Origin of the sequence: Mesorhizobium sp. CA8 (assembly GCF_020164955.1) — a bacterium.
Classification (GTDB): Bacteria; Pseudomonadota; Alphaproteobacteria; order Rhizobiales; family Rhizobiaceae; genus Mesorhizobium.
In genome coordinates this window covers 1-26,726 of record NZ_JAIUHG010000001.1, presented here as the reverse complement: position 1 = coordinate 26,726, position 26,726 = coordinate 1, and the positions used below count along the sequence as shown (strand labels likewise).

The window sequence follows — 26,726 nt, the reverse complement described above, 5'->3', positions numbered from 1 at the left end:
TCAGCCGGCGCCCTCTTCGCTTTTTTCCTCGTCGCCCTTCAGTTCGCCAAGCAGCTCGTGAAAATCCCTGGCCTCGCGGAAATTGCGATAAACCGAGGCGAAGCGGACATAGGCGACGTCATCCAGCGACTTCAGCGCCTCCATGACCAGCCGGCCGACCTCGCCTGAAGCGATTTCGGTTTCGCCCGAGCTTTCGAGCTGGCGCACAATGCCGGTGACGGCGCGGTCGATGCGCTCGGGGTCGACATTGCGCTTGCGCACGGCGATCTCGACGGAGCGCAGCAGCTTGTCACGGTCGAAAGGCACCTTGCGGCCGGACTTCTTGATGACGACGAGGTCGCGCAACTGCACGCGCTCGAAGGTGGTGAAGCGGCCGCCGCAATCAGGGCACACCCGCCGCCGGCGGATCGCCGCACCATCCTCGGCGGGACGCGAATCCTTCACCTGCGTATCTTCGGACTGGCAATAAGGACAGCGCATGGAGAGCCTTGGGTTCGCGATTCTCAGATGGCGGAAGGCTTAGTGCCTTTTGCCGTCTTGGCAAAGGAAAGACCTTTTCGCACCTCAGAGATAGCGAGGCGCGAGCAAGATTGCCAGCACCCTGCCCGGCCGGCCAACAAGCGTCAGGGCGCGACGTCCTTGGTCGAAAACCCGCAGGACGTGCCGAGATTGCGATAGGCCTTGGTGAAGCCTTCCATCGGGATGCTGGCGACGGCCTGCTTGCCGAAGACCACATCGAGCGAGGTGACTTTGCGCATGGCGCGCAGCAAGGCAAGGCTGGTCTTGGCCTGGTTGTCGACCATCCAGCTGGGGCGACCACCGGCGGCCGCGTTGGAGGTGACCGTCGCGGCGACCTTCACACCGGGGTCGCCGAAGGTCGCGGCGATCTTGTTGCCGGTCGGCAGGGTCTTGTTGTCGATAATGAACATGATGGTCGGATATGCATCCGGTGGCAGCGCGTCGCCGGTCGAGATCGAAAGCGTCAGAGAGCCCGCATTCCCGTTGCCGTCGAGGAACGCGGTCGAGGCGGCGCAGGTCTTGTGCGCGTCCTGCCCGGTATCGAGCGTATCGATGATGGTGGTCCACCTGCCGAAAGTATTGGTGGCGGGCAAATCAGCATCCGGCTTCGTTTCGTCCTGGGCCATCACGGCGGAGGGGGCGAAGGCGGCAAGCGAGCCAAGCAAAGCCGCGGCGAGACGGGAAGTACGCATCATCGGATCTCCAAAAAGCCGCGCCGCCCAGAGGAGCGGCGCAAGCGCAGGATAAAAGATGACGCGCGGCGCCCGGTCAACCGAGGGCGGGCAGCCGGCAGAAGGATCAACCGAGGTAAGGGTAAAGCGGGAAGCGATCGGTCAGCGCCGTGACCTTGGCCTTCACCGCGGCCTCGACCGCAGCATTGCCGTCGTCGGAATTCGCCACCTTGAGACCGTCCAGCACCTCGGCGATCAGCTTGCCGATCTCGCGGAATTCAGCCTGTCCGAAGCCGCGCGTGGTGCCGGCCGGAGTGCCGAGGCGCACGCCCGAGGTGACGAACGGCTTTTCCGGATCGAACGGGATGCCGTTCTTGTTGCAGGTGATGTTGGCGCGGCCGAGAGCCGCCTCAGCACGCTTGCCGGTGGCATTCTTCGGACGCAGGTCGACCAGCATCAAATGGTTGTCGGTGCCGCCCGAGACGATATCGAGGCCCGTCTCCTGCAGGCTGGAGGCCAGCGCCTTGGCGTTGGCGACGATGCTTTCGGCATACGCCTTGAAGCTCGGCTTCAGCGCCTCGCCGAGCGCCACTGCCTTGGCGGCGATGACATGCATCAGCGGACCTCCCTGCAGGCCCGGGAACACCGCCGAGTTCATCTTCTTGGCGATCTCCTCGTCGTTGCACAGGATCATGCCGCCGCGCGGGCCGCGCAGCGACTTGTGGGTCGTCGTGGTCACGACATGGGCGTGGGGCAGCGGCGACGGATGTATGCCGCCGGCGACGAGTCCGGCGATATGCGCCATATCGACCATGAGGTAGGCGCCGATCGAATCGGCGATCTCGCGGAAGCGCTTCCAGTCCCAGATACGCGAATAAGCGGTGCCGCCGGCCAGGATCAGCTTCGGCTTCGTCTCATGCGCGGTCTTCTCGATCGCGTCCATGTCGAGCAGGTGATCGTCCTTGCGCACGCCGTAGGAGATGACCTTGAACCACTTGCCGCTCATATTGACCGGGGAACCGTGGGTGAGGTGGCCGCCGGAATTCAGGTCGAGGCCCATGAAGGTATCGCCGGGCTGCAGCAGCGCCAGGAACACCGCCTGGTTCATCTGGCTGCCGGAATTCGGCTGGACATTGGCGAAGTTGCAGCCGAACAGCTTCTTCGCGCGCTCGATGGCCAGTTCCTCGGCCACGTCGACAAACTGGCAGCCGCCATAGTAGCGCTTACCCGGATAGCCCTCGGCATATTTGTTGGTCATGATCGAGCCCTGCGCTTCGAGCACGGCGCGTGACACGATATTTTCGGAAGCGATCAGCTCGATCTCATGGCGCTGGCGACCGAGTTCGTTGCGGATGGCGCCGAAGATTTCCGGATCGGCGTCGGCAAGCGTGGTCTCGAAGAAAGATTCGAATTTGGCGGAGGCTGCCGCTGCATTTGACATGGCTTGCTTTCCCTTGGGGCCGGAGGTCTGCGAGGTGGCCGCGCCATTAACACAGTTGTTTTCGTGCCGCCACGTTTGCGGCGCGAAATTTGCTGGCCGGTTTGCGCCAAGACAACCACACCCGGCGGTTCGCGGCCCGTGAGGATCGCTTCGGAGAAGGTGATCTCGGTGAACAGCTTGCGCGCCGTGTGGTCGTTGCTTTCGCCACGACGAAGCATGGCCTGCTGTTCGGCGCGCTCGGCCTCGATGCCCGCCAGCCTGAAGCCGAGTTCGATCCCTGATTCAAACCCGCGGCTGGCCTGAACAAAAAAGACCGCTACGAGAGCGGCCTTTTTCTTCTTGGATCGGATGCTTAAAGGGCGGAGCTGATCTGCAGCTCGCTGGCGCCGTCGAGGCCGTAGATGTCGTCGCGGAACTGCACGACGCCCGGGGCGGTCGACCACGCCGACAGATAGAGGAAGTGAACCGGCACCGGGTTGACCACATTGATCGGCGTGTTCTCGCCGGTCTTGATCGCCGCCTCGAAATGCTGGCGGTCCCAGCCGGGCGTGTCGCGCAGAATCCAGGTGACGAGGTCGCGCACGTTCTGGACGCGCACGCAGCCGGAGGAATCGAAGCGCATCAGCTTGCCGAACAGGCTTTGCTGCGGCGTGTCGTGCATATAGACGCCGTCCGGGCTCGGGAAGTTGATCTTTACCGAGGCCATCGCGTTGTTGCTGCCGGGATCCTGGCGGAAACGGTATTTCGCGGCATCGTCCGTCGACCAGTCGATGGTCATTGGATCCACCTCGCTGCCGTCCGGCGCGAACAGGCGGATGTGGCTGTCCTTGAGGTAGTTCGGGTCCTTCCGCATCAGCGGAATGATGTCCTTGCGCACGATCGAGACCGGCGCATTCCAGTATGGATTGACGATGATCTCGTTGATCTTCGAGTTCACGATCGGCGTCTGGCGGTCGATCTTGCCGACGATCGCCGTGTGGCGCAGCACGACGCGATCGTTCTCAACCGCTTCGACCTGCGCGCCCGGAATGTCGACCAGCACGTAGCGGTCGCCCAGCGTACCGGCCTTTTCCTTCAGACGCTGCAGGTTGGTCTGCAACTGGCCGAGCCGGACCTGCGCCGACACGTTCATGGCGGCGTAGGTGTATTTGCCCATGGCGCCGTCGGCCGGCAGGCCGTGACGGAGCTGGAAACGCTTGACCGCCGAGTCGACATAGGAATCGAAGGCCGTCGAAATGCCGGCGCTCTGCGGCAGGTCGCCCGAGACCATCAGGCGCTTGCGCAACGGCACGACATCCGGATCGTCGTCGCCGAGCTGCAATTTCTTGGTCGCCGGAACCTGCTCCCAGCCGCCCTGGGAGACGATGTTCTGGTACTGCGCCACCGCCTGCTCGGTGAAGGCGACCGTCTGCAGGCTGAAGATCGGCAACGTCGAGGCGACCTTATTGGTGTCGGTGCCGCGGGCGTCGAACTGGTCGTCCCAGTTGCCGCGCGTCGAGGATTTCAGGATGTCCCCGATCACGTCCTGGGCGCTCGCTTGGCCGGCGACCACTGCGGCGGCAAGCGCGGAGGCTCCGGTAAGGAAGAAACGGCGGCTGGTTCTCATCGCAGACATTCTTTGTTTGATCGCTCTCGCTCTATCGCTTGCCGGGCGGCTTGTCCGCACTCTAGGGGTGGCAAACTTAACAATTCGCCAACCATGACCCGCATCGGTCGGCCGCCGGAAACGCGCCGCCGCAACGCAGGTTCCAAGGAGCGCAGGGTACAGGCCCTCATCACCCGCAATTCGCATTGCCCGTGATTATGGCGGCAACGTGGCCTTGGCCCGCGATTTGCATACGGCGGTGAAGTGAAGGAAAAGCAGCGATGCTTTTTTGCATCGCAGCGACATCGCCGCGTCTTGTGAACTCCGCGCCCTCCCCGTCAGGCGCGAAACTTCAATGCGCGCGGAGCGACGGTCAAACTCCCGCAGATGCCCGCCGTCGAAAAAGAAAAGGACCGGCGCGCCTCGGCGCCGGCCCATATTCTTTCCCCGGGCCGTGCTTCTTCGGCGCGGCTTCCCGTCCCAATTCCGAAGTGCTTACATCCGGTAAGCGATCGTGTCGTTCCAGAAGCGATCGAGGCGCTGCAGCGCGCGGTTCATCTGCTTGAACTCGTCGGTGTTGATGCCGCCGACCGCCTCGATCGAGCCGACATGGCGCTCGTAGAGGCCGGCGACGACGTCGGCCACCTCGTTGCCCTTCGGCGTCAGCGAGACGCGGACCGAACGGCGGTCGATGCGCGAGCGCTGGTGATTGATGAAGCCGAGGTCGACCAGCTTCTTCAGATTGTAGGAGACGTTCGAGCCGAGATAGTAGCCACGCGAGCGCAGCTCGCCAGCGGTCAGCTCGGAGTTGCCGATGTTGAAGAGCAGCAGCGCCTGTATGGCGTTGATGTCGGAACGGCCGTTGCGGTCGAACTCGTCCTTGATCACGTCAAGCAGGCGGCGGTGCAGACGCTCCACCAGCTGCAGCGATTCCATGTAAAGCGAGCGGATAGCCTCGCGGCGATCGTCGGATACGTTTGCGGTCTTCGCCGCCGGACGCGAATTGATCATTGTCTTTGCCTCTCGTTTGTCGCCTTGGTGATTTTTTGTTTTTCACCTTGATCGCGACACTATCGAATACTCATAAAATTCGACTTAAACGCCAGGGCTAACAAGAGCTTACCGGTAAGAGGTTTCAGAAGACGCTTAACGATCGGTCACCCGAGCAAGAACAATTAACCTAAAGATTTAGCCAACGGATTTGCAGTGAAAACGGGCTGCGAAACCGGCCCTGAAGGCCAGCCCCGGCCGGCTTTATGGGTGGGAGCATGATGTCATCCGAAAACCGCTTCACACTTTTTCGGCATCATGCTCACTGGCGGAGCCGGCGCTTCTGCAGCCAGATGGTGACGCGAAAGACGATGTAGAGCAAGGCCACGCAGGCGTGGGAGATCACGATCAGCAGGCGGTGGCCGAAGAGATTGGGGAAGCCGGCATACATCACCGTCTCGGTCGCCGCGCAAATGAACCAAATCACCGGCCCCCAGGACGCCAGCATCCAGAGGCCGGCGGCTGCGAAAGGAAAAAACACCGCGAGCATGGCCGCCGCCACCTGCCAGTGCACCGGCATCAGGTCGAAGCGCCACAGCTCACCCGGATAGATGCCGATCAGGCGGATCCAGTAGAGAATGCCGAACAAAAGGCAGTAGCCGGCGATGACGCGCTGGAACCATGCGAAGATGACCTCAGTGGTCGAGGGTTGCAGCACCACGCGCCTGGAGGTGACCTCGCTCACAGGGCGAGCTCCTCATCTCCGAGCGGCGCGAAATAAGCGTCGATATCGGCCTCTCGAACCTCATCCAGCCGGGCCGGCCGCCACGCGGGTGTGGCCCCCTTATCGATGATGGCGGCACGGATGCCTTCGTAGAAATCATGGCCGGCCAGCATGCGGTTGAGGATGCGGAACTCCATCTTCATGCATTCGTCCATCGACAGCGTCGATCCTGCGCTGATCTGGCGCCAGGCGACGTGGAGGCTGGTCGGCGAGCGGGTCTTCAGCGTCGCCAGCGTCTTTGCGGCAAATGCATCGTCGGCCTCCGCTCGCTCCAGACTGTCGATAACGCCCGCGAGCGAGCTTTGCGAAAAATGGCGCGCGATCGCCTCCAGGTCCTGGCGGTCGGTCTCGCGTCTGGCCGGCACGAAGAAATCGCGCAGCTCCGCATTGGCGTCGCCGCTCGTCGCCAATTCGTCAAGCAGGCCCGCCTGGTCCTCGGCCTTGATGGTATGGGTGGCGAGCCCCGACCACAGCGCGTCGCCATAGCGGATGCGGTTTCCCGTCAGTCCGAGATACATGCCGAAAGAGCCGCCCAGATCCGGCAGAAAATGGCTGGCGCCGACATCGGGAAAGAAGCCGATGCCGACCTCCGGCATGGCAAACTGCGCGTTCTCGGTCAGCACTCGATGCGAGCCGTGGAAAGAGATGCCGACGCCGCCGCCCATGACGATGCCGTCGATCATCGCGACATAGGGTTTCTTGAAGCGCGCGATGCGGGCGTTGAGCCGATACTCGTCGGCGAAAAAGTCGACGGGCGGCTTGCCGGCCCGGCCGGCCTCGTAGATGTGCAGGATATCGCCGCCGGCGGAGAACGCCCTGCCCTCGGCCTTGACGACGACGACCCCGATGCCCGGATCCTGTTCCCAGGCATCCAGGGCCTTGCCGAGCGCCTTGATCATGTTGTGCGTGACGGCATTGAGCGCCTTCGGCCGGGTCAACCTGACCACGCCCGCTCTACCCAGCCGCTCGAAGCGGATCTCGTCGCCTCCGCCAAAATCCATCACCAGGAAATCTCTCTCCGTCCGCCGGGGGAGAGAAGTGCTAAAGGCGGCATGCGGAGGCGTCAATGGCGGCGGTTCTTGCGCTGGCGGGCGGCCACGCCAGATGTTAGGTAACCGGCAAAGCACTGTGCCCGCGCCCGACCGGTTTCGAGCAGATCGACATGCCTGGAATTTCCCGCTTCGTGGTTGGATTGCTCGGTCTCCTGTGTCTGGGACTGCCCCTCCGCGCCGCGACAATCGCCGAGCTCTACCAGGCGCAAACGATCGTCACCGGCACCGGCGAGGTAAACCGGCAGATCGGCTTCAAGGATTGTCTTGACAAGGTCCTGGTCAAGGTGTCGGGCGACCAGCGGCTGACGCAGAAGGCGGAGATGCTGGCGCTGCGCGACAAGGCGGCCGACTTCGTCCAGTCCTTCCGCTATCACGACCGGCTCGAAGGCACCCCGATCCATGACGAGCAAGGCACGCATGACAGGCCGCACGATCTGACTTGCATCTACAAGCCGGCCGTTGTCGACAAGCTCCTGGCGCAGCTCGGCAGCAGGCCCTGGCTCGGCGAACGGCCGCCGATCGCAGTCTTCATGACCGCCGAGCAGGGCTCGCGGCATTTCGTGCTGACGCAGGACGAGCAGCGCGGCGACGCGATGCGCGAATCCTTCGCCAATGCTGCCGGTCCGCTGCTGATGCGCGTCACCTTTCCAAAGGCCGGGCAGCTTGGCGGCCTGGATGAAAAGGCGCTCTCCGAAGCCGATATGGCAAAACTCGACAAGCTTGCGAAAAAAGCGGGAGCGGCCCGGGCGCTCGCCGGCAGCATCGTGTGGAGCGACAAGGACCTTGGCTGGATCGCCGACTGGCGGCTGGCCGATCGCGGCAAGACCTATCGCTGGCAGGCGCGCGGCGTCAGCTTCGACGAGGCGTTCCGTGTGGCGATCAGGGGCGCTGCGCAGATCCTGTCGGGGCACGGGCAACCCTGACAGCATTTCCTCGCCCCATGAAATGGGGAGAGGCGGCTCGGCGAAGGCGAGACGGAGAGGGGGAGCGCCCTGCGAAGGCCCCCTCTCCGTCCGCTTCGCGGCCACCTCTCCCCCCGCCTTTGGCGGGGGCGAGGAACTCGCGCTTCGACGCTGGCACAATCGTGTCGCATTGGTCAGCGGCGGAGACGCGTGGTAAAAGCCGGCGCAAAAGAGAGTTTCGGCGATGAACAGATTCACCCCCGCAAAGCCTGCCGGCGCGCGCAGCGTCGACGAGATCACCGGCAGCCGGCGGCTGCGGCGCATGCGCAAGGCCGACTGGTCACGCCGGCTGGTGCAGGAGAACCAGCTATCGGTGAACGACCTGATCTGGCCGATCTTCGTCATCGACGGCAAGAACACGCGCGAACCGATCGCCGCGATGCCGGATGTCTGTCGCCTGTCCGTCGACCTCGCGGTGAAGGAAGCCGAGCGCGCGGCCAAGCTGGGCATCCCGGCCATAGCCACCTTCCCCAATGTCGAGCTTGCGCTGCGCGACCAGACGGGATCGCACATCCTCGACCCCGACAATGTCATCAACCGCGCCACACGCGCCATCAAGGATGCGGTGCCCGAGATCGGCATCATTACCGATGCCGCGCTCGATCCCTTCACCAGCCACGGCCATGACGGCATCCTGCGCGACGGCATCGTCGTCAATGACGAGACGGTGGAGCAGGTCGCCGCCGCGGCCGTCATCCAGGCCGCCGCCGGCGCCGACATCATCGCGCCGTCGGACATGATGGACGGCCGCATCGGCGCCATTCGCGACGCGCTCGACGCCAACGGTTTCCAGGACGTCGCGATCATGTCCTATGCGACAAAGTTCGCCTCGGCCTTCTACGGCCCCTATCGCGAGGCGGTCGGCACCGCCGGCCTGCTCAAGGGCGACAAGAAGACCTATTACATCGACCACGCCAATTCGGACGAAGCGGTGCGCGAGGCCGAGCAGGACCTCGCCGAAGGCGCCGACATGCTGATGGTGAAGCCCGGCCTGCCCTATCTCGACATCATCCGCCGGCTGAAGGACGAGCTGCAGATGCCGACCTTCGCCTATCAGGTGTCGGGCGAATATTCGATGATCAAGGCAGCAGCCGCCAATGGCTGGATCGACGGCGAAAAGGCGATGCTGGAATCGCTGCTTGCGCTGAAGCGAGCCGGCTGCGACGGCGTGCTGACCTATTTTGCGCCGGTCGTGGCGCAGATGCTGAAGGGCTAGATTCGCTTCGCGATTTTGGAATTCTAGCGGGATTCGTTAGGATGCACCCATGAGCAGGAATGAAGTCATCGAACAGTTGCGGAAGAACGCAGATGCCATCAGGGGCATGGGCGCGGTATCGCTTTATCTGTTCGGGTCGGCCGCGCGCGGCGATGCGCATTCGGACAGCGATCTTGATCTTTTCATAGACTATGATCCGTCGCGGCGTTTTTCCTTGATCGATCTCGTCGGCATCAAACAATTTCTGGAAGAGAAGATGTCGACCGAAATCGACATCACCACAAGGGACAGCCTTCATCCAATGCTGAAGGCAGATATCGAACGATCGGCGGTGCGCGTATTTTGATGGCACCACGTCGGATCAAGCCGATCCTCGCAGAGATCATTGCGGCTCTGGATGGCATTGCTAACGCCACAGCCGGCAAGACATTGGAAGATTTCCGTGGTGACTGGCTGCTGCGCCACGGCGTCGAGCGAGGAATCGAGATCATTTCCGAGGCGACGCGGCACCTCCCAGACGACCTGACGGCTCTTGCTCCAGAAATCCCATGGAAGCAGGTCCGCGGCATAGGCAACATTTTGCGTCATGAATATCATAAGACCTCCGATGCTATCGTCTGGGCTGTCGTGACAGACAACTTGCCGGCACTACGCGTTGCCGTTGAACGCATTCTTGAGGCTGCCGACCAATAGATTCGCAAGTATGGCTGGAAAATGCCGCTTGCATTCTGCAATCGGCCAGGCTAGGCCATAACCGCTTGCAAATTGCAATCAGATGAGGAGGCAGCATGTCCAAGCTGCGTGTCAATGCTTTCACCCTGTCGCTCGATGGTTACGGCGCCGGTCCTGATCAGACCCTTGAACATCCGCTCGGCGTCGGTGGCGAAAATCTGCACAAATGGATGATCAAGACCCGCTCCTTCCACCAGATGATCGGCAAGGATGGCGGGACCACGGATACAGATAACGAGTTTGCCGTGCGCAGCTTTGAGAATGTCGGCGCCTGGATCCTCGGCCGCAACATGTTCGCGCCTAGCCGCGGCGAATGGCCGGACGACGGCTGGAAAGGCTGGTGGGGCGCCAACCCGCCCTACCACGTGCCGACCTTTATTCTGACGCATCACAAGCGCGCGCCGATCGAGATGGAAGGCGGCACGATTTTCTATTTCGTCACCGACGGCATCCATTCGGCGCTCGAACAGGCGAAGGCAGCGGCTGGCGGCAAGGATGTGCGGGTCGGCGGCGGCGTTTCGACCGTCCGGCAGTATCTACAGGAGAGCTTGATCGACGAGATGCATCTGGCGATCTCGCCGGTTCTGCTCGGCTCTGGCGAGCATCTGTTCGCCGGGCTCGACATGCTGAAGCTGGGATACCAGTGCACGGAACAGGTGGCGACCTCCGATGCGACGCATGTGATGGTTGGACGGGCTTAAGCACAGCTCTTTCTCCCCGTCACTATACGGGGAGAAATAACCCGGCAGGGCAATGAGGGGCAGCGCTATCTGCTGGAGATTGGCGATAAGCGCGACTGGTCGAGGCTCAATCGCCAATGCTGGCGCCGCCCCTCATCCGCCCTTCGGGCACCTTCTCCCCGTGGAACGGGGAGAAGGAAGCAGAGCTCAATACTTCTCCGGCACGTAGAGTTCGCGCGGCAGGACCTGGCGCTCATATTCCGGGTTGAAGACACGTTCCGGCAGCGTGATGTCCTCGTGCGGGACCTCCTCATAGGGAATCTGCTGCAACAGATGGTCGATGCAGTTCAGCCGCGCCCGCTTCTTGTCGTTGCCCTCGACGATGAACCAGGGGGCTTCCGGAATGTTGGTGCGGGCGAAGGTCTCTTCCTTGGCCTTGGTGTACTGCTCCCAGCGCACGCGCGACTGCAGGTCCATGGGCGAGAGCTTCCACTGCTTCATCGGATCATGGATGCGCATCAGGAAGCGCATCTGCTGCTCCTCGTCGGTGATCGAGAACCAGTATTTCACCAGGGTGATGCCGGAGCGAACCAGCATGCGCTCGAATTCCGGCACGTCGCGGAAGAACTCCTCGACCTGATCGGCATCCGCAAAGCCCATCACGCGCTCGACGCCGGAGCGGTTGTACCAGGAGCGGTCGAACAGCACGATCTCGCCGCCTGCCGGCAGATGCGGCACGTAGCGCTGGAAATACCATTGCGATTTCTCGCGCTCGGTCGGCGCCGGCAACGCCACGACGCGGGCGATGCGCGGGTTGAGCCGCTGCGTGATGCGCTTGATGACGCCGCCCTTGCCGGCGGAGTCACGGCCCTCGAAGATCACCACCAGCTTCTTCTTGTGGTAGGCGACCCAGGACTGCAGCTTGATCAGTTCCGACTGCAGCCTGAGCAGCTCGCGGAAATAGGTCATGCGCTCCATGGAAGGCGGATGCGACTTCTTGTAGATCTTGGCGATTTCGAGCGAGAGCGCCGGTTCGGAAATCTCCAGCTCATAGTCTTCGTCGAGCGTGTCCTCGAGTTCGGCTTCGAGCCAGTCCTTCGCCCCGGAATTCGGTTTCAATTCATTCATCGCGCAACTCCGTCCTGCCTGTCAGCCATCATCGCTTCGGAATGCCGCGCCGGCGCCGAACGGACATTCCTTAAGCCGACTGAGATACAGAGGCGCAATGACGGTTTTATTGCAATCGACCGGCAGCGAAGTCGATATAGCAGATATGTGATCGACCCGTATCGATAGCGGGGCGACAAGCGGCGGGAATTGTCCTACAAATCCCCTTGCCTCTTTCCGGCGCTCGCCACGGCGCTTCTTCAAACAAATTGCGAGGACCGACATGGAATACCGCACGCTCGGCCAATCCGGCTTGAAAGTCTCGACATTGACGCTTGGCACCATGACCTTCGGCGGCGCCGGTCCGTTCGCCGCCGTCGGCAATTCCGACCTCGCGGAGGCCAGGCGCATCATCGACACCTGCATCGATGCCGGCATCAACCTCATCGACACCGCAAACGTCTATTCCAATGGATTGTCGGAAGAGATCATCGGCGAGGCGCTTGGCGGCAAGCGCAAGAACGATGTGCTGATCGCGTCCAAGGCGCGCATGCGCATAGGCAGCGGCCCGAATGACGAGGGCCTGTCGCGTCACCATCTCATCCGCGAATGCGAAAAAAGCCTGAAACGGCTCAGGACCGATGTCATCGACGTCTATTTCGTCCATCAATGGGCCGGGCTCACCCCGGTCGAGGAGACGATCGCGGCGCTCGACACCTTGGTCAACCAGGGCAAGATCCGTTACATCGGCTGCTCCAACTGGTCGGGCTGGCAGGTGATGAAGGCGCTTGCTGTCAGCGACAACCGCCATCAGACCCGGTTCGTCACCCAGCAGATCCACTACACGTTGGAAGCGCGTGAAGCCGAATACGAATTGCTGCCGATCTCGGTCGACCAAGGCGTCGGCGTGCTGGTCTGGAGCCCGCTGGCGGGCGGACTGCTCTCCGGCAAATACCATCGCGACAGCCCGACCGCGCGCCAGATCGGCGGCTGGACGGAACCGCCGATCCGCGACGCGGACCGCCTGTGGCGCATCGTCGACGTGCTCTCTGACATCGGCAAGGCACGCGGCGTTTCAGGGGCGCAGGTGGCGCTTGCCTGGCTGCTCGGCCGTCCGGCTGTAAGCTCGCTGGTGATCGGCGCCCGGAACGAGGCGCAGCTCAAGGACAATCTCGCCGCGGCCAGCCTGTCGCTCTCCGAGGAAGAACGGCAGCGCCTCGATGAGGTCAGCCGGCCGCCGGTGCTTTATCCCTATTGGCATCAGCAGTTGACGGCCAGGGACCGTTTCGGGCCTGCCGACAAGGTGCTCGACCGCTCTCACGCTTAAAACGCTCAGCCGGCGATAAAGCGCCAGACTTCCGGGTCGGGCTTAATCTGCCCGCTCAGCACGAAATATTTATAGAGGACGAGCAGCGAGATCGCCTGCTCGTCCTGCTCATTGCCGAATTTGCGGCAATAGTCGTTGGCGGCGGCGGTTATCCGCCCCGCCTCGGCGGGGTGTTTTTCGAAATAGGCTACCTTGTCGACCAGGTCGGAGAAATCCGGCTGCAGCGGCACATAGTGAACGTTGGGCTCGACCTGGGCTTCCGCAAACCAGGTTTCGTAGGTCGGTTCCGGCATCAGGCAGAGCGAATTGGAGTTCATGATCCATTTCAGATTCGTCGCGACATCATTGCCCTCCAGCGAGACGATGTAGCGACAGCGCCGCTGCTGCTCGATGTTCAGGTACGGCTTGCGGTATCCGTCCGGCGCGTCGGCCCTGTGGGAACCCGCATCGCAAATCGGCAGGTTGGCGGCCTGTTCCACGAAGCGGGTGCGAAGCGGATTGTTGAGATGACCGCGCCAGACCACCATTGGGCTCTTGTCGGCAAAAGACAGCTCGTCGGGCGGCATGTAAAAGTGACGAAACTTATTCAGCTTCATCAGCACGCCGTTGGCATTGTCGTCGCCGATGGGCCGGTTCTTGACGATCCTCGGGAGCTCGGGAACGCCGACGACGTCGCCGAACTCGAAATCGATCAGCAGGCTGGGATCGAAATAGCGGGCGAATTCCTTGAGGTCGTAATAATACATGCTGGAAGAGGTCGGCAGCTTGCCGATGGCTATGGCGTCCGGACTGGGCACGAACGGCTCTTCCAGCTTGTTGTAATAGTTCAGTCGCTCGCGAACCGTCTTGCCTGAAAGCCTGGCTTGCTCGAGCCGGCTGGCCAGACGGCCGCGAAACAGCGATTGCGGTGCGCGGTCACGCGCGAAATTGCGCGCGTAGTAGAACAGCTTTGCGGCGGTTCGAGAGAGTGTGGCCATGCGTCCGGGAGTTCAGCAAGATGGTCAATGTAGTCGGCCTTCATCCCCCTCGTCTCCTACAGCATTCTCCCGGCCATGTTGCAAGCCTGCTAATGCGATTGGCCACAGGACAACTTACGCCGCGACGACGGCGAATCCTCTGGCGCGCAATCCACGCCGGTCGTCATGCAACGAGGTGACCAGCCGGTCGCGACTGCCGGCGATGTGAGCGGCAAGCAGCCGCGCCGCTTCCTCGGCATCGCCGCGCCGGACCGCGGCGAGGATAGCGTGGTGCTCGGCCCAGGCGCGGTCGAGCGCCTTCTCATCGCGCACCTCCAGCCAGCGCGCGCGTGACAGTCTCGTCATCGCATCGCGAACGGCCCTGAGCAGAAACTCGTTGCCGGAAAGCCTCGCCAATTCGATGTGGAAATCCAGGCCGACGCGATGCCATTCCTCGCGCGGCGTCTCAGCATCGCAGGAATCGAGCATCGCCGCGATCACGTCGATCCCGCTGCGGTCCTCGAGCGCCGCCGTCAGGCGAACCGCCGCGACTTCGACCGCCTCGCGGTAGACGGCGATCTGCCCGAGTTCGGCGAGGTTGATTGGCGCTACCGTCCAGCCGCGGCCGTCGCGGGCGATCAGGCCTTCCGTCTCCAGGCGCAGCAGCGCCGCCCGCACCGGCGTGCGCGAAGCGCCAAACCGACTCTCGATCCAGCGCTCGGTCAGCCGCTCGCCCGGGCCGATCTCCAAACTGAGGATCATCTCGCGAAGCTGCCTTTCGACATTTTGCATCTGCGACATTTGTCGTCCCGTTTTCCAAGCCGTGTTGACAGCGGCAAGTGTCAGGTCCATGACGGATACCAGCTTGGTATCCCAAATTGGTATCCGTAACAACCCCAGCATTGGCACGCGTGACATGACGCCCAGCGAATCCGAACAGAGCGGCTTCAACATCCATTGGCGGCGCAATCTCGCCGTCTGCTTCGCCGGCTCGTTCAGCACGCTCGTCGCCATGACGCTGCTGCTGCCGTTCCTGCCGCTTTACGTCGAGCAGCTCGGCGCCGAGGGCCACGCGGCGATCGTGCAGTGGTCTGGCATCGCCTATGGCGCGACCTTCTTCGCGGCCGCGCTGGTCGCGCCCTTGTGGGGGCGGCTTGGCGATCGCTACGGCCGCAAGCTGATGCTGGTGCGCGCTTCGTTCGGCATGGCGATGTGCATGTCGCTGACCGGCATGGTTGAGAGCGTCTGGCAGCTGGTGCTGCTTCGGCTGCTAATCGGTTTTGCCGGCGGCTATTCCTCGGGCTCGACGATCCTCGTGGCGATGCAGACGCCGAAGGAGCGCTCTGGCTGGGCGCTGGGCATGCTGGCGGCGGGCATCACGGCGGGATCGCTGGTCGGACCGCTGCTCGGCGGCCTGTTGCCGCCGCTGATCGGCATTCGCGCGACCTTCCTGCTTTCCGGCGGCGTCATCTTCCTGGCGTTCCTGGCGACGACTTTCCTGATCAAGGAGAACCCACCGACGCCGAAGCCCGCCTCGACGACGAAGCCGAAAAGCGGCTGGTCGCAGATCCCCGACAAGCGGCCTATCGTCGCCATGCTGGCCACCGGCATGCTGCTCGCCTTCGCCACCATGTCGATCGAGCCGATCATCACCGTCTATGTGCAGCAGCTCGTCGAGGACCAGAGCAAGGTGACCATGATCGCAGGCGTCGTCATGTCCGCGGCGGCGCTCGGCACCATCCTGTCGTCATCCTGGCTGGGGAAACTCGCCGACCGCGTCGGCCACTGGAATGTCGTGGTCGGTGCGCTGGCGGTCTCGGCATTGCTGCTCATTCCGCAGGCCTTCGTCACCAATGGCTGGCAGTTGATCGGCCTGCGCTTCCTGATGGGCCTGGCGCTGGGCGGGCTGTTGCCCTGCATCACCAGCGTCATCCGCCACAACATCCCCGACGGGATCGGCGGCAATGTGCTTGGCCTGGCGATCTCGGCGCAATATGTCGGCCAGGTCGCGGGGCCGCTATCCGGCGGCTTCGTCGGCGGGCATTTCGGCATGCGCGCGGTGTTTCTGGGCACAGCGGTGCTGATGGCGCTCGGCGCGGTCTACAACTGGATTGTCCAGTCGCGCCGGGCGCGGCATATGCTGCTCGAAGCCGGCGAATCCTAGCCGGCGCCTCCACCTAACCGCAGTATGGAGCATCCAGATGAGCCTTACCGGGCAAGCATCAGACGGCGGGAGCCGCATCCTCGTGCTGGCAACGGGCCTCGTCGGCGCGGCCGGCGTGGCACTGTCGGCGACGGCGGCGCATCGCGGCGGCGCCTTCACCGGCACGGCGGCCAATTTCCTGCTGATGCATGCGCCGGCACTCCTTGCCATCGGCCTTGTCGGCGGCAACCGCTGCCTCAGGATCGCCAGCCTCGTCCTGTTCGCGGGCCTGCTTCTGTTCTGCGGCGATCTGCTGGCCCGCGACTTTCTCGGGTCGCGGCTGTTCCCGATGTCGGCGCCGATCGGCGGCACACTTTTGATCGTCGGCTGGCTAGCGATCGCCGTCTCGGCGCTGCGGCGTCCTCGACCGTAGGTATTTCCGGCGACCGTTTTTAACCGGCGCGCCGCTTGCGCTTGCTCGCAGGCAGGTCGTTGGCGCGGCGCCGCTCGGGCTGCTCGGTTCCGCGCGTGATGCCCCAATAGTTGCGGTAGATGTCCTGAAACAGATGACCAATCGGATGCATGACTGCTTCTCCTCAAGTTGAATCGATCCAATGCATGGATGCAAAAATGGCTGCGGTTCAGCCGCGCTTGCGCTCCACGAGGAAGCGTGGCTCGCGACGCCAGGGACCCACTCTACCGCGCCGCTTCTCGCTGACGGCAGCCGAGGCGACGCTCCAGTCGTTGTGGTAAATGTCCTCGAACAAATAACTCACCGGATGCACGAAAGCCTCCCGTTGGAACCGCTCCATCAAAAGCGGATGACTTGGATCGATTCAAATCATAGGCCTCAATCGCGCGACGTCAAGCGGAATTTGAATCGATCCAACAAAAATGTTAGATGACCGGCAACAATTCAGCGGTCATGTTCTTTCCGTGACCGGATTCGGAGGAACGAGATGGCATCACTCCTCGAAGGCCAGGCAAGACCCATCAGGCTGGCCGACATCGCCAAGGCCGCCGGCGTGTCGCATGGTACGGCCTCGAACGTTTTCAGCCGCCCCGAGATCGTGCGCGCCGAAGTGCGCGAGCGGGTCAAGGCGGTCGCGGAGCAGATGGGCTATGCCGGCCCGGACCCGAAAGGCCGGCTGCTGCGCGCGGGCAAGGTCAACGCCATCGGCGTCGCCACCACCGAGCCCCTCTCCTACTTCTTCGACGATCCCTTCGCCCGCGTGATGATGGCCGGCATTTCCGAAGCCTGTGACGCCACCGGCGCGGGCATCGCGCTGGTGTCTGCCGCCAATCAGGAAAAGCTCGCCTGGAACGTCCAGAGCGCGCTTGTCGACGGTTTCATTCTGTTCTGCATCGAAGGCGGCTCGCGTCTTGTCGACCTGACACGCGAGCGCAGGTTGCCCTTTGTCGCGCTGGAACTCGGTTTCCAGGACGAAACCGTGTCGGCAATCGGCGTCGACAATGTCGCCGGCGCGCGGCTCGCGGCGCGCCACCTCGCCGAGCTCGGTCATCGCCGCTTTGCCGTGCTGTCGCTTGGCTTTGCCGACAATCGCACCGGCTTCGTGACGCCGGAGGTGGTTCGCAGCGCCGTTTATACCGGCACGCGCGATCGCCTTGCCGGCTATTTCGAGGAGCTTTCCGGTTTCGGTATCGATACGGCGAAAATCCCGGTCTATGAGACGGAGAACGAGGAAAAAAGCACCAGGGCCGGTCTCGAGGCGATCTTCGCCAGCGGCCAACCGCCTACCGCCATCCTGGCGATGTCGGACCGCATGGCCCTGATCGCCATCGACTGGCTGAGAGCAAGGGGCTTGGCCGTGCCCGGCGATGTTTCCATTGTCGGTTTCGACGGCGTGCCGGACGGCGCGCTGTCCACGCCGCCACTGACGACGATCGCCCAGCCGATCACCGAGATCGGCCGGCGCGCCGCGCGCATGATCCTCGATCATGACGGCGCCGTGCGGCGCGAGACGATGGGGGTCGAATTCGTCGTCAGAGGCTCGACCGGTCCCGCTCCGAAAGCCTGAGCACGCTCAGGCGATCTGCACGGAAGTCCACCGGGGGCGCTTTACCTGGGCCGCGTCAGTAACCGCCTATCCTCACCGGCACTGGGTGCGCGCCGAACGGCGCACGCCCGGGCTCCTCGCGTACCCGCTTGGCGCGGGACGGGCCGAGGCCGGCAAGCCATTCGAGATAGAGCGCGAGCGCGAGCTGCATGGCGATGCCGGCTGCGATCAGCAGCGTATCGTAGGCCAGGCCTCCCGGATTGATCAGCTTCAGCACCTGCGCCGCCATGGCCAGCAGCGTGCCGGCGACGAACACAGGCAGCGAGCGCTTGCCCAGGATCGCCAGGGGGTTGTCGGGCCGGACTCGGAACAGGTTGGAAACCGTCGGCAGCGCCACGATCAGATAGCTGACCGACAGAATGTGCAAGAGCCGCGGCAGTGACAGGAAGGTCTTGTCGAAGCCGCCGATCACCACCGGCAGGTTGAACCAGGTGATCTGACCCCAGAGCGGACTGTGCAGCCAGATCGCCGCGCCGACCACATAGATGCCGGCGGCGCCAAGCAGCCACGGATTGACCGGGATCCGCCCGCCGCGCTTCACATGCAGCATGGCGGCAAGGCCGATGTTGAACAGGAACTGCCAGGACAGCGGGTTGAGAAACCAGAGGCCGGGCTCCGGATAGTTCGGTGGCGCGATCTGCCAAATGCCGGCGGCGAGCCAGAGCAGGCCGGACACGATCAGCGCCGGCATCGGCCGATAGCTGACGAACAGCACGAACGCAGGCGCCGCCAGAAGCAGCGCCGCATAGACCGGCAGGATGTTGTTGTAGCCGAGCTGGTGGCCAAGCATGACGATGCCGACCAGCGCCTGCGGCGTGTTGCGCATCAACGGCTCGATGTTGATCATCGTCAGCATTTCCGGCCGGTGCACGAACAGCGCGGCGGCGCAAAACAGCGCGATCACCACCATCGTGATGACGATGTGGGAGATGTAGAGCACACCGGCGCGCCGCCACATCTTCAGCGTCGCGAGCAACCGGCCGCCCGGCTTGAACTTCGTGCCGTAAGCCAGCGCCACCGAGATGCCGGAGATCAGCACGAAGGCTTCGGCCGCATCGGAGAAGCCGAAATTCTTGTAGGTCCAGTCCTCGAAGACCGTGCCGGGAACGTGGTCGATGAAAATGGTGAGCAGCGCGAGCGCGCGCAGCACGTCGATACGTGTGTCACGATCGTTGATACGCGTATCGCGCTCTCCGACCCGCTTATCGCGGTCGTTAGGAACAGGGGTGGTCATCGACAAAAGGCCTCAAAGCTGGTTGTTCATAGCCAGCAATGCGACCCCCGGGGCGCACCGCTTCGATTCCTCCCGTGGGAGTGTATCGCCGCAGAAACGGACTGAAATGCGCCCGGTTCAATCAACTTTCGCGGAGCGCGAAAACAATCCGTTTTGAAGCCGGCAAATCAACAAATCTCTCATGGAATCAAGTGGATATGAGCGCTTCCGAATATAACGACGAAAACAGCATCCTGCGCCGGGATCTCACCTTCCCCTACCGTCTGCTGAGGCCGGCAAACGCAAGCGGCGAGTGCCTGTTCGTGCTGCATGGGTCAGGTGTCGACGAGACGACGATGCTACCGCTCGCGAGGCAGATCGCGCCGCACGCGGTTATTGTGGCAGCGCGCGGCCGCATCCGCCAAGAGGAAGGATTTCGCTGGTTCGAGCGAATCACGCCGACCAGCTTCGAGCAGGTCTCCATCCGTGCCGAGACATCAGCCTATGCCCAATTCGTGACGGACGTCGCGGAGGTGCAGGGGCTCGACCTGCAGCGCGCGACTTTCCTCGGCTATTCCAACGGCGCCAATGTCGCCTCCAGTCTGATGCTGCTCCACCCCGGACTGGTCAGCCAAGCGGCGCTGTTGCGGGCGATGCCGGTGCTCGACAAACCGCCGATGACCGACCTCGGCGGAACACGTGTCTTGATCGTCGCCGGCGCCGCCGACCAGACCTATGGCCCGTTCGCGCCCGCATTGGTGACGCTGTTCAGCGAGCGCCACGCCGAGGTCGACGCGCGCATCGTCTCCTCGGGCCATGAATTCGGCGATGCGGACGCCGCGATCGTGCGGCAATGGCTGGCAGCGCCCGTAGCGGCCGCCTGATCTGGCCGGCCAGGCGGGCTTCGGTGCGGCAATCAAAAAGGTCGACCCCGCTCGCAATACGGGTTCAGGAGCATCGTCCGGGCACGCGTCGAGGAACGAGTGCTCGATCGGCCGCCAGGGGAAAGCCCTCACCCCTGCCCCATCCGGTTCCAGGCGTCCAGACCGGCGATCTTGTAAGCCTCGGCCAATGTCGGGTAGTTGAAGGTGTTGTTGACGAAGAAGTCGACCGTGCCGCCGAGATTGATCACCGCCTGGCCGATATGGATGAGTTCGGTGGCCCTCGCCGACGATATGGGCGCCGAGCAGGCGGCGCGTCTCGACCGAGAACAACAGCTTCAGGAAGCCGCTTGAGACGCCCATGATGTGACCGCGCGAGGTCTCGCGAAAACGCGCAAGGCCGACCTCATAGGCGGCGCCGCTTTCGCGCACCTGCTCTTCCGACAGACCGACCGTCGAGATCTCCGGCACGGCGTAGATGCCGTACGGAAAGCTCTCAGGCGGTGGCGGCAGTTTGACGCCGAAGGCATGGCAGGCCGCCACCCGGCCCTGCTCCATCGACGTCGAGGCAAGGCTCGGGAAGCCAATGACGTCGCCGGACGCGTAGATGTTCGGCACGCTGGTCTGAAAGGTGTGCGGGTCGACCTTGATGCGGCCGCGGGCGTCGGCCTCGATGCCGACCATGTCGAGGCCGAGGCTGGCGACGTTGCCGGTGCGGCCGGCGGCGTAGAGCACCATCTCGGATCGGATGGTGCGGCCATCCGCCAGCGTCACCTCGGCGTGGTCGGGTTTCGAGGCGACCTCCCTCACCGTGCTGCCCAGCCGGATGGTCATGCCGCGGTCGCGCATCTGATGGATGAAGTCGTCGACGATCTCGCGATCGATGAAGTCGAGGATGGTGTTGCGTGGCTCGACCAGTGTCACCGGGACGTCGAGCGCGGAAAAGATGGTGGCGTATTCGACGCCGATGACGCCGGCACCGATCACCGTCAGCGTGCGCGGCAGATGATGGAGCTCCAGCATCTCGTCGCTGTCGAAGACCCGCTTCCTGTCGAAGGGCACGTCGGCCGGCCGGTGCGGCCTGGTGCCGACGGCGATCAGCGCATTGGCGAAGCCGACCTCGCTGTAGTCGCCATTCTCGGCGGTCAGGCTGGCCTTGTTCGGCGTAAGGAACTTCACTGCGGCGCGCGCGCTCTTCACCGTGTTGCGCATGAACTGATGCTGCAGCACCTCGACCTCATGGTCGAGCGTCTTGTGCAACCGGTCGACCAGATCCGAGATCGAAATGTCCTGCTTGACCCGGTAGCCGCGCCCGTAGAAGCCGCGTTCGCGCCAGCCCGAGAGGTTGAGCACCGTCTCGCGCAGCGTCTTCGACGGGATGGTGCCGGTATGCACGGAGACGCCGCCCAGGCGCCGGCCCCTGTCGACCACCAGCACCGACTTGCCGAGCTTGGCCGATTGCACCGCGGCGCGGCGGCCCGAAGGGCCGCTGCCAATGACCAGCATGTCGTAGTCCATGAACCGTCCCTTTGTGCGCCGCAGCAAGCTAGACCGGGAAGAATGTCATGTTCAACAGCCAACACCATTCCCCGACGGACGAATCCGCAATGCAACCGAATGCATGCGAAACCTTAACTGGACAGCAAGGCTTACGTGCAATGGTGCCAGCGAGGGATCACTTGGGGTAACAGAGTTGGCGATTTACAAAAGTGAGTCCCTTGTCAGGACAGAAACGGGGTTTTGGTCCGGGCTGCGAAGCAGCGAGACCCTCACCGATCTGCGCGAGGGCCTGTTCCGTTTCATCGCGCTGGCCGTCGCCGCGGTCTTCGTCTATCGCGGCGCGTACCATATGGTCATCGATCCGGGCCGGCTGAACATCCTCCTGCTCATGATCTCCGACGTGCTGACCTTTACCTGGCTGCTGCTGGCGCGCCGACCGATTGTCCGCGACTGGAGCCCTTTCACGGTGTTCATCTCGCTGACGGCCGGTTTCGGCTCGGGTTTCGTATCGCTCCAGGACGGCATCGCCATCATCCCGCTCTATATCGCGGCGCCGCTGCAATTCCTGGCGCTGTGGCTGGTGATCTGGGGCAAGATGTCGCTCGGGCGGTCCTTCGCTATCCTGCCGGCCAATCGCGGCGTCGTCACCGGCGGCGCCTACCGCTTCGTGCGGCACCCGATCTATGCCGGCTATCTGGCGGGGCACATCCTTTTCCTGCTTTCGAGCTTCTCGCTCTACAATTTCACCGTCTATGCGATCATCACCCTGTTCCAGATCCATCGCATCCTGCGGGAGGAGCGCATTCTGGCGCTGACCGAAGAGTATCGCGACTATCTCGGGCGAGTCCGCTACAGGCTCTGCCCCGGCATCTTCTGACATCGCGCCCGTTCGTTGGCCGGCATGTTCCTTGAATTCCGGGCCATTCTCACCATCTGAGAAGGCGGAAGGCACATACGAGTGCCGCGATCGAGGAACGACATGAACGCACGCGTATTGGACGGAGAGATCATCACGACGAGGTTCGAGGACACCCGCGCCTATCGCGGGGTGCGGACAAGGCGCATCTTTGCCTTTCTGCTCGACTATTTCTTCGTCGCGCTGCTGACCATTCCCTTCGCCATCCTGGTCGCCATTCTCGGGCTGTTGACCTTCGGCCTCGGCTGGGCGCTGTTTTCGGTGCTGGTGCCGATGGTCGCCATCCTCTACATCTGGAACACGCTGGGCAGCCGCGACCAGGCGACGACCGGCATGAAGATCATGGGCATCCGCCTGGAGAAACTCGACGGCAGCCGCATCGACGGCATGACGGCCGTGGTTCACTCGGTGCTGTTCTGGGCCGGCAACGTCATCCTGACGCCGCTGGTGCTCCTGGTCACGCTGTTCTCCGACCGCAAGCGCACGCTGCACGATTTGCTGCTCGGCACCGTGGTCACCCGCACCGATATCTGACGGTGTCCAGGGCCGCGTTCATCGAACCGCCGCGCCGCCTGCGCGTAAATATGAACAGGTCGAGGCCGTCGCGTCAGCACAATCCTGTTGAATTTTTCGTCGGCCGGGCCAAAGGTAGGGCGATTCGCAGGAGCGTTTCCAAGATTAGATGACGCAGCATCCGACCCAGTCGCCGCAGTTCTTCCTGACCGCGCCGTCACCGTGCCCCTATCTGGAGGGACAGTTCGAGCGCAAGGTGTTCACGCACCTTGTTGGCGACAAGGCGCCGGAGATGAACGATCTGCTGACGCAAGGCGGCTTCCGGCGCTCGCAGAACATCGCTTACCGCCCGGCCTGTGAATCGTGCCGCGCCTGCGTGTCGGTCCGCATCCTGGCACAGGAATTCAGCCCCAGCCGCAACATGCGTCGCGTCGTCCAGCACAATGCCGACCTCGTCGGCGCCATGCATGACGCGCAGCCTTCGACCGAGCAATACTCGCTCTTCCGCGCCTATCTCGATGCCCGCCATCGCCGCGGCGGCATGTCCGACATGACCGTGCTCGACTATGCGATGATGGTGGAAGACACGCATGTCGACACCAAGATCATCGAATACCGGCGGCGCGGCCCCGACACGTTCATCACCGGCAAGGGCCATGGCGAACTGATAGCTGTCGCGCTCACCGACAAGATGGCCGATGGCTTGTCGATGGTTTATTCCTATTTCAATCCCGACTTTGAGGACCGCTCTCTCGGCACTTTCATGATCCTCGACCACATCGCCCGCGCCAAGGCGATGGGCCTGCCCCACGTCTATCTCGGCTACTGGGTCAACGGCTCGCGCAAGATGAACTATAAGATGCGTTTCATGCCGCAGGAGCATCTCGGCCCGAAAGGCTGGGAACGCTACGACCACGAAGCGGTCAGTCGCTAAGACAAGTTTTCCCGAACCGCCCTTATAGTGTTTCAAGGGAGAAGACGCTGGTCTTGCACGCCCTCGCGCGAGAGACGTGCAAACGCGCCAGCGCTTGCTCCCGCTTTATTTCGAGACGGTTATGACTTCCCACACCGATCACCAGAAAGGCCTCCTGATCACCGCCATCGGGGGCTTGGTACTGAGTATCGATATCCCGCTGATCCGGCTCGCGGACGGCGAAGCTTGGACCATCCTTTTGCTGCGCACCAGCTGCACCTTGGCGGCGGCGCTGATCATGTGGGCCGTCTGGCGCTCATACAGCAAGGATGCGCCGCAACTCATACCCGGCTGGTCGGGGCTGATCGTGGCCGTGATCTACGGGCTCGGCGCGGTCGCCTTCATGACAGCTGTCTACCATACATCGACAGCCGATCTGGTCTTCATCCTTGGCTTCAACACCGTCTTCGCGGCGCTGCTGTCGTGGCTGTTCCTGAAGGAGCGGCCGCGGCCGCTGACCCTTGCCGCAATGGCGCTGATGATCGTCGGCGTCGCCATCATCGTCGGAGATTCCGTCGGCACCGGGTATTTGTTCGGCGACCTGATGGCTTTGTGCTCCGCCTTCCTGATTGCCTGCGCCATCACCATCTCGCGTGCCAGCGACAAGGACATGGGCTTTACCGCGCTGATCGGGGTAATCCTGCCTTTCGGGGTGGCGGCGTTCATGGTTTCCAGGACCGGCTTCCATGTGGCGGCGCCGTGGTGGATCATCCTGAACGGCGGCGTCGTCATGCCGATCGCGTTCTTCTGCCTCGCCAACGGACCGAAATATATCTCGGGCGCGGAAGTCGCGATGTTTTATCTGCTGGAAACGATCCTGGCGCCGGTCTGGGTGTGGATGATCTTCGCCGAGACACCGTCACGCAACAGCCTGATCGGCGGCGGCATCATGATCGTAACGCTGGTCGCGCATTCACTGTGGCAATTGCATGAGGGCCGCAAGCGACGTGCTGCGCTTGCCGTGGTTCACCCGGCCTGAACTTTCCTCGACTCGGCCGCCGCTTCGATCTGCGGCGGCCCGCCGGCCTCGTCGGCGACAGGCGGAAGCTCGTCCATGATCTCGACCTCGCGCAGCCATTCGCGCCAGATGGCGACGAGCAGCGCCATCAACACCGGGCCGATGAACAAGCCGAGGAAACCCATCGTCTTGACGCCGCCGATCAGGCCGAAAAAGGTCGGCAGGAACGGCAGCTTGATCGGGCCGCCGACGAGCTTGGGCCGCAAGGTCTTGTCGACGATGAAGAGTTCGACCGCGCCCCAGATGAAGAGCGCCGCGCCAGCGAAAAGCTTGCCGCTGGCGGCGAGGTAGATCGACACCAGGGTAAAGGAGAGCGGCGCACCGCCGGGGATCAGCGCCATGATGCCGGTGAGCGCGCCGAGCGTCACTGGCGAAGGCACGCCGGCCAGCCAATAGGCGATGCCGAGCACCAGGCCCTCGCCGATGGCGATGATGGTCATGCCCGTCACGGTCGAGGAAATGGTTGCCGGCACGACGCGCGAGATACGCTCCCAGCGCGCCGGCAGGATGCGTTCGCCGAGGCGATCGATCTGGGCCGCGAAAGCTTCGCCGTCGCGATAGGCGAAGAACAGCGCGATCATCATGAACAGAAGCGTCAGCATTAGGCTGAACGCGCTGCCGCCGGCGGCCAGGGCGCCGCGATAGATGCTGCCGATGTTGGAGCCGCTGATCAGCTGGATCAACTCGCCGATGCCGCCGGGGTGGCCGAGATAGACCGTCCACTGCTCGTTCAGCCACTGGCCGACCACCGGTATGGCGGCGATCCAACCCGGTGTCACCGCACCGTGGCGATTGGTCTCGATCGCCCAGGTGACCCACTCGCGCAGCTCATTGATGGCATAGGTGCCGGCAAGCGCGATCGGCACCACCAGGAAGGTGAGGATGAAAAGGATCGCCAAGGTCGCGCCGACCGTGCGGTTGCCGCCGACGCCAACGAGCAGCCGGCGGTAGAGCGGCCAGCTGGCAAAAGCGATGACGAGCGCCGCCAGCACCGGGAACAGGAAGCCGTGGAAGAAATAGACGCCGGCAGCGACGATCAGCACCAGGAGCCAGCGCGCCGCCGACAGCGGCGGGATGACGGCTGCCCTCAGCGGCGTCGACAGGCCGAACAGGCGCTGCCCCGGCTTCTGGATTTCAGCCCGCTTCAATCCGGTGTTTCTCCCTGCCGATGGTTCATGGATGCTTATGCACCATCATAGTGCAGCAATCGTGACGATAGTCCAAATGATTGGGCGTCTCCCCCCTTGAGGGTCCCTTGAGGGGGAGATGTCGCCGAAGGCGACAGAGGGGGTGCTAAACGCGTGGAGCGCCAGCGCGTTGTGCGACAAGACTGCGTCGGCGATCTGTGTGAGACGCCCCCCTCTGGCCGCTTCGCGGCCATCTCCCCTCAAGGGGCATAGGCGCTAAGATAGGTATTGCGGCGCGGAATCGGTTGTGATTCTACGCTGGAGATGACACACGAATCGCTT

General features: G+C 63.2%; 29 protein-coding genes and 1 pseudogene. 15 read left to right on the top strand and 15 right to left on the bottom strand.

Translation table 11 applies throughout. The annotated features are described in order from the left end of the window. The 3 genes from nrdR to glyA all read right to left on the bottom strand — a co-directional run bounded on the left by nrdR (position 1) and on the right by glyA (position 2,631). Entirely contained in the window at positions 1-480 is a 480-nt protein-coding gene (gene nrdR / locus LB553_RS00145) for a transcriptional regulator NrdR (RefSeq protein ID WP_224509166.1), read from the bottom strand. 143 nt (positions 481-623) lie between these two features. Then, positions 624-1,211, bottom strand: a complete 588-nt coding sequence (locus LB553_RS00140; RefSeq protein WP_412033170.1) for a hypothetical protein — start codon at positions 1,209-1,211, stop codon at positions 624-626. Between the two features lie 106 nt (positions 1,212-1,317). After that, positions 1,318-2,631, bottom strand: coding sequence for a serine hydroxymethyltransferase (glyA, locus tag LB553_RS00135; RefSeq protein WP_224509160.1), 1,314 nt, complete (start codon positions 2,629-2,631; stop codon positions 1,318-1,320). 89 nt (positions 2,632-2,720) lie between these two features. On the opposite strand from glyA, the gene LB553_RS00130 reads away from it, so the two are divergent. Further along, positions 2,721-2,912: a hypothetical protein gene (locus tag LB553_RS00130; RefSeq protein WP_224509157.1), complete on the top strand. Its 192-nt coding sequence runs from the start codon at positions 2,721-2,723 to the stop codon at positions 2,910-2,912. 71 nt (positions 2,913-2,983) lie between these two features. Here the strand turns inward: LB553_RS00130 and LB553_RS00125 are convergent, their stop codons facing one another. The 4 genes from LB553_RS00125 to LB553_RS00110 form a co-directional block, all read right to left on the bottom strand. Continuing rightward, positions 2,984-4,237: a L,D-transpeptidase family protein gene (locus LB553_RS00125; RefSeq protein ID WP_224509154.1), complete on the bottom strand. Its 1,254-nt coding sequence runs from the start codon at positions 4,235-4,237 to the stop codon at positions 2,984-2,986. Between the two features lie 474 nt (positions 4,238-4,711). Next, positions 4,712-5,227 carry a transcriptional regulator LdtR gene (gene ldtR / locus LB553_RS00120; RefSeq protein WP_040983294.1) on the bottom strand — a complete coding sequence of 172 codons (516 nt, stop codon included), beginning with the start codon at positions 5,225-5,227 and terminating at the stop codon, positions 4,712-4,714. Positions 5,228-5,528: 301 nt separating this feature from the next. After that, a complete protein-coding gene (locus tag LB553_RS00115; RefSeq protein WP_224509151.1) occupies positions 5,529-5,951 on the bottom strand; it encodes a DUF6163 family protein in 423 nt (140 codons plus the stop codon). Continuing rightward, complete coding sequence (locus LB553_RS00110; RefSeq protein WP_224509147.1) at positions 5,948-6,991, bottom strand: enoyl-CoA hydratase/isomerase family protein; 1,044 nt, start codon at positions 6,989-6,991, stop codon at positions 5,948-5,950. The genes LB553_RS00115 and LB553_RS00110 overlap by 4 nt, the downstream gene beginning before the upstream one ends. Positions 6,992-7,152: 161 nt before the next feature. Here LB553_RS00110 and LB553_RS00105 point away from each other — a divergent pair, with 161 nt between their 5' ends. The 5 genes from LB553_RS00105 (at position 7,153) to LB553_RS00085 (ending at position 10,653) form a co-directional block, all read left to right on the top strand. Further along, a complete protein-coding gene (locus LB553_RS00105) occupies positions 7,153-7,965 on the top strand; it encodes a DUF2066 domain-containing protein (protein ID WP_224509144.1) in 813 nt (270 codons plus the stop codon). A 223-nt stretch (positions 7,966-8,188) separates the two neighbouring features. Beyond that, entirely contained in the window at positions 8,189-9,220 is a 1,032-nt protein-coding gene (hemB, locus tag LB553_RS00100) for a porphobilinogen synthase (protein ID WP_224509141.1), read from the top strand. A 49-nt stretch (positions 9,221-9,269) separates the two neighbouring features. Beyond that, positions 9,270-9,566, top strand: coding sequence for a nucleotidyltransferase family protein (locus LB553_RS00095; RefSeq protein WP_224509139.1), 297 nt, complete (start codon positions 9,270-9,272; stop codon positions 9,564-9,566). Further along, on the top strand, positions 9,566-9,913 hold the full coding sequence (locus tag LB553_RS00090) for a DUF86 domain-containing protein (RefSeq protein ID WP_224509137.1): 348 nt from the start codon (positions 9,566-9,568) through the stop codon (positions 9,911-9,913). The genes LB553_RS00095 and LB553_RS00090 overlap by 1 nt, the downstream gene beginning before the upstream one ends. Before the next feature lie 95 nt (positions 9,914-10,008). Then, complete coding sequence (locus LB553_RS00085; RefSeq protein ID WP_224509134.1) at positions 10,009-10,653, top strand: dihydrofolate reductase family protein; 645 nt, start codon at positions 10,009-10,011, stop codon at positions 10,651-10,653. 186 nt (positions 10,654-10,839) lie between these two features. Here LB553_RS00085 and ppk2 read toward each other — a convergent pair whose 3' ends face one another. Next, on the bottom strand, positions 10,840-11,760 hold the full coding sequence (ppk2, locus tag LB553_RS00080) for a polyphosphate kinase 2 (protein ID WP_224509131.1): 921 nt from the start codon (positions 11,758-11,760) through the stop codon (positions 10,840-10,842). Positions 11,761-12,022: 262 nt separating this feature from the next. Between ppk2 and LB553_RS00075 the strand changes: the two genes are divergently transcribed. Next, entirely contained in the window at positions 12,023-13,066 is a 1,044-nt protein-coding gene (locus LB553_RS00075; RefSeq protein WP_224509128.1) for an aldo/keto reductase, read from the top strand. A gap of 5 nt (positions 13,067-13,071) precedes the next feature. On the opposite strand, the gene LB553_RS00070 is transcribed toward LB553_RS00075, so the two are convergent. Beyond that, positions 13,072-14,043 (bottom strand): glycosyl transferase family 90, encoded by a 972-nt coding sequence (locus tag LB553_RS00070; RefSeq protein ID WP_224509125.1) that lies wholly within the window; start codon positions 14,041-14,043, stop codon positions 13,072-13,074. A 114-nt stretch (positions 14,044-14,157) separates the two neighbouring features. Beyond that, positions 14,158-14,823, bottom strand: a complete 666-nt coding sequence (locus tag LB553_RS00065; RefSeq protein ID WP_224509123.1) for a GntR family transcriptional regulator — start codon at positions 14,821-14,823, stop codon at positions 14,158-14,160. 115 nt (positions 14,824-14,938) lie between these two features. Here LB553_RS00065 and LB553_RS00060 point away from each other — a divergent pair, with 115 nt between their 5' ends. Further along, positions 14,939-16,186 carry an MFS transporter gene (locus LB553_RS00060; protein ID WP_224509120.1) on the top strand — a complete coding sequence of 416 codons (1,248 nt, stop codon included), beginning with the start codon at positions 14,939-14,941 and terminating at the stop codon, positions 16,184-16,186. 37 nt (positions 16,187-16,223) lie between these two features. Further along, on the top strand, positions 16,224-16,598 hold the full coding sequence (locus tag LB553_RS00055) for a DUF423 domain-containing protein (protein WP_224509117.1): 375 nt from the start codon (positions 16,224-16,226) through the stop codon (positions 16,596-16,598). Between the two features lie 19 nt (positions 16,599-16,617). On the opposite strand, the gene LB553_RS30400 is transcribed toward LB553_RS00055, so the two are convergent. Both LB553_RS30400 and LB553_RS00050 read right to left on the bottom strand, forming a co-directional pair. Next, on the bottom strand, positions 16,618-16,749 hold the full coding sequence (locus tag LB553_RS30400) for a hypothetical protein (RefSeq protein ID WP_263483871.1): 132 nt from the start codon (positions 16,747-16,749) through the stop codon (positions 16,618-16,620). A 57-nt stretch (positions 16,750-16,806) separates the two neighbouring features. Then, a complete protein-coding gene (locus LB553_RS00050) occupies positions 16,807-16,950 on the bottom strand; it encodes a hypothetical protein (RefSeq protein WP_224509114.1) in 144 nt (47 codons plus the stop codon). Positions 16,951-17,124: 174 nt separating this feature from the next. Here LB553_RS00050 and LB553_RS00045 point away from each other — a divergent pair, with 174 nt between their 5' ends. Further along, positions 17,125-18,204: a LacI family DNA-binding transcriptional regulator gene (locus LB553_RS00045; RefSeq protein WP_224509111.1), complete on the top strand. Its 1,080-nt coding sequence runs from the start codon at positions 17,125-17,127 to the stop codon at positions 18,202-18,204. Between the two features lie 55 nt (positions 18,205-18,259). Here LB553_RS00045 and LB553_RS00040 read toward each other — a convergent pair whose 3' ends face one another. Beyond that, a complete protein-coding gene (locus tag LB553_RS00040) occupies positions 18,260-19,477 on the bottom strand; it encodes an OpgC family protein (protein WP_224509108.1) in 1,218 nt (405 codons plus the stop codon). Positions 19,478-19,674: 197 nt separating this feature from the next. Between LB553_RS00040 and LB553_RS00035 the strand changes: the two genes are divergently transcribed. Then, a complete protein-coding gene (locus tag LB553_RS00035; RefSeq protein WP_224509105.1) occupies positions 19,675-20,340 on the top strand; it encodes an alpha/beta hydrolase in 666 nt (221 codons plus the stop codon). A gap of 128 nt (positions 20,341-20,468) precedes the next feature. Here LB553_RS00035 and sthA read toward each other — a convergent pair. After that, positions 20,469-21,855, bottom strand: a pseudogene (sthA, locus tag LB553_RS00030) (Si-specific NAD(P)(+) transhydrogenase). A gap of 175 nt (positions 21,856-22,030) precedes the next feature. Here sthA and LB553_RS00025 point away from each other — a divergent pair. From LB553_RS00025 to LB553_RS00010, 4 genes are all read left to right on the top strand, one after another. Next, positions 22,031-22,714: a methyltransferase family protein gene (locus LB553_RS00025; RefSeq protein WP_224509102.1), complete on the top strand. Its 684-nt coding sequence runs from the start codon at positions 22,031-22,033 to the stop codon at positions 22,712-22,714. A 102-nt stretch (positions 22,715-22,816) separates the two neighbouring features. Beyond that, entirely contained in the window at positions 22,817-23,287 is a 471-nt protein-coding gene (locus LB553_RS00020) for an RDD family protein (protein WP_073989170.1), read from the top strand. Positions 23,288-23,435: 148 nt separating this feature from the next. Beyond that, the gene (locus LB553_RS00015; RefSeq protein WP_224509099.1) at positions 23,436-24,200 is read left to right on the top strand and encodes an arginyltransferase; all 765 of its coding nucleotides are present in this window, start codon (positions 23,436-23,438) and stop codon (positions 24,198-24,200) included. 121 nt (positions 24,201-24,321) lie between these two features. After that, on the top strand, positions 24,322-25,218 hold the full coding sequence (locus LB553_RS00010; protein WP_224509096.1) for a DMT family transporter: 897 nt from the start codon (positions 24,322-24,324) through the stop codon (positions 25,216-25,218). Here LB553_RS00010 and LB553_RS00005 read toward each other — a convergent pair. Beyond that, the gene (locus LB553_RS00005; protein ID WP_224509093.1) at positions 25,206-26,405 is read right to left on the bottom strand and encodes an AI-2E family transporter; all 1,200 of its coding nucleotides are present in this window, start codon (positions 26,403-26,405) and stop codon (positions 25,206-25,208) included. The two genes, LB553_RS00010 and LB553_RS00005, sit on opposite strands and share 13 nt — an antisense overlap. Positions 26,406-26,726 lie beyond the last annotated feature (321 nt).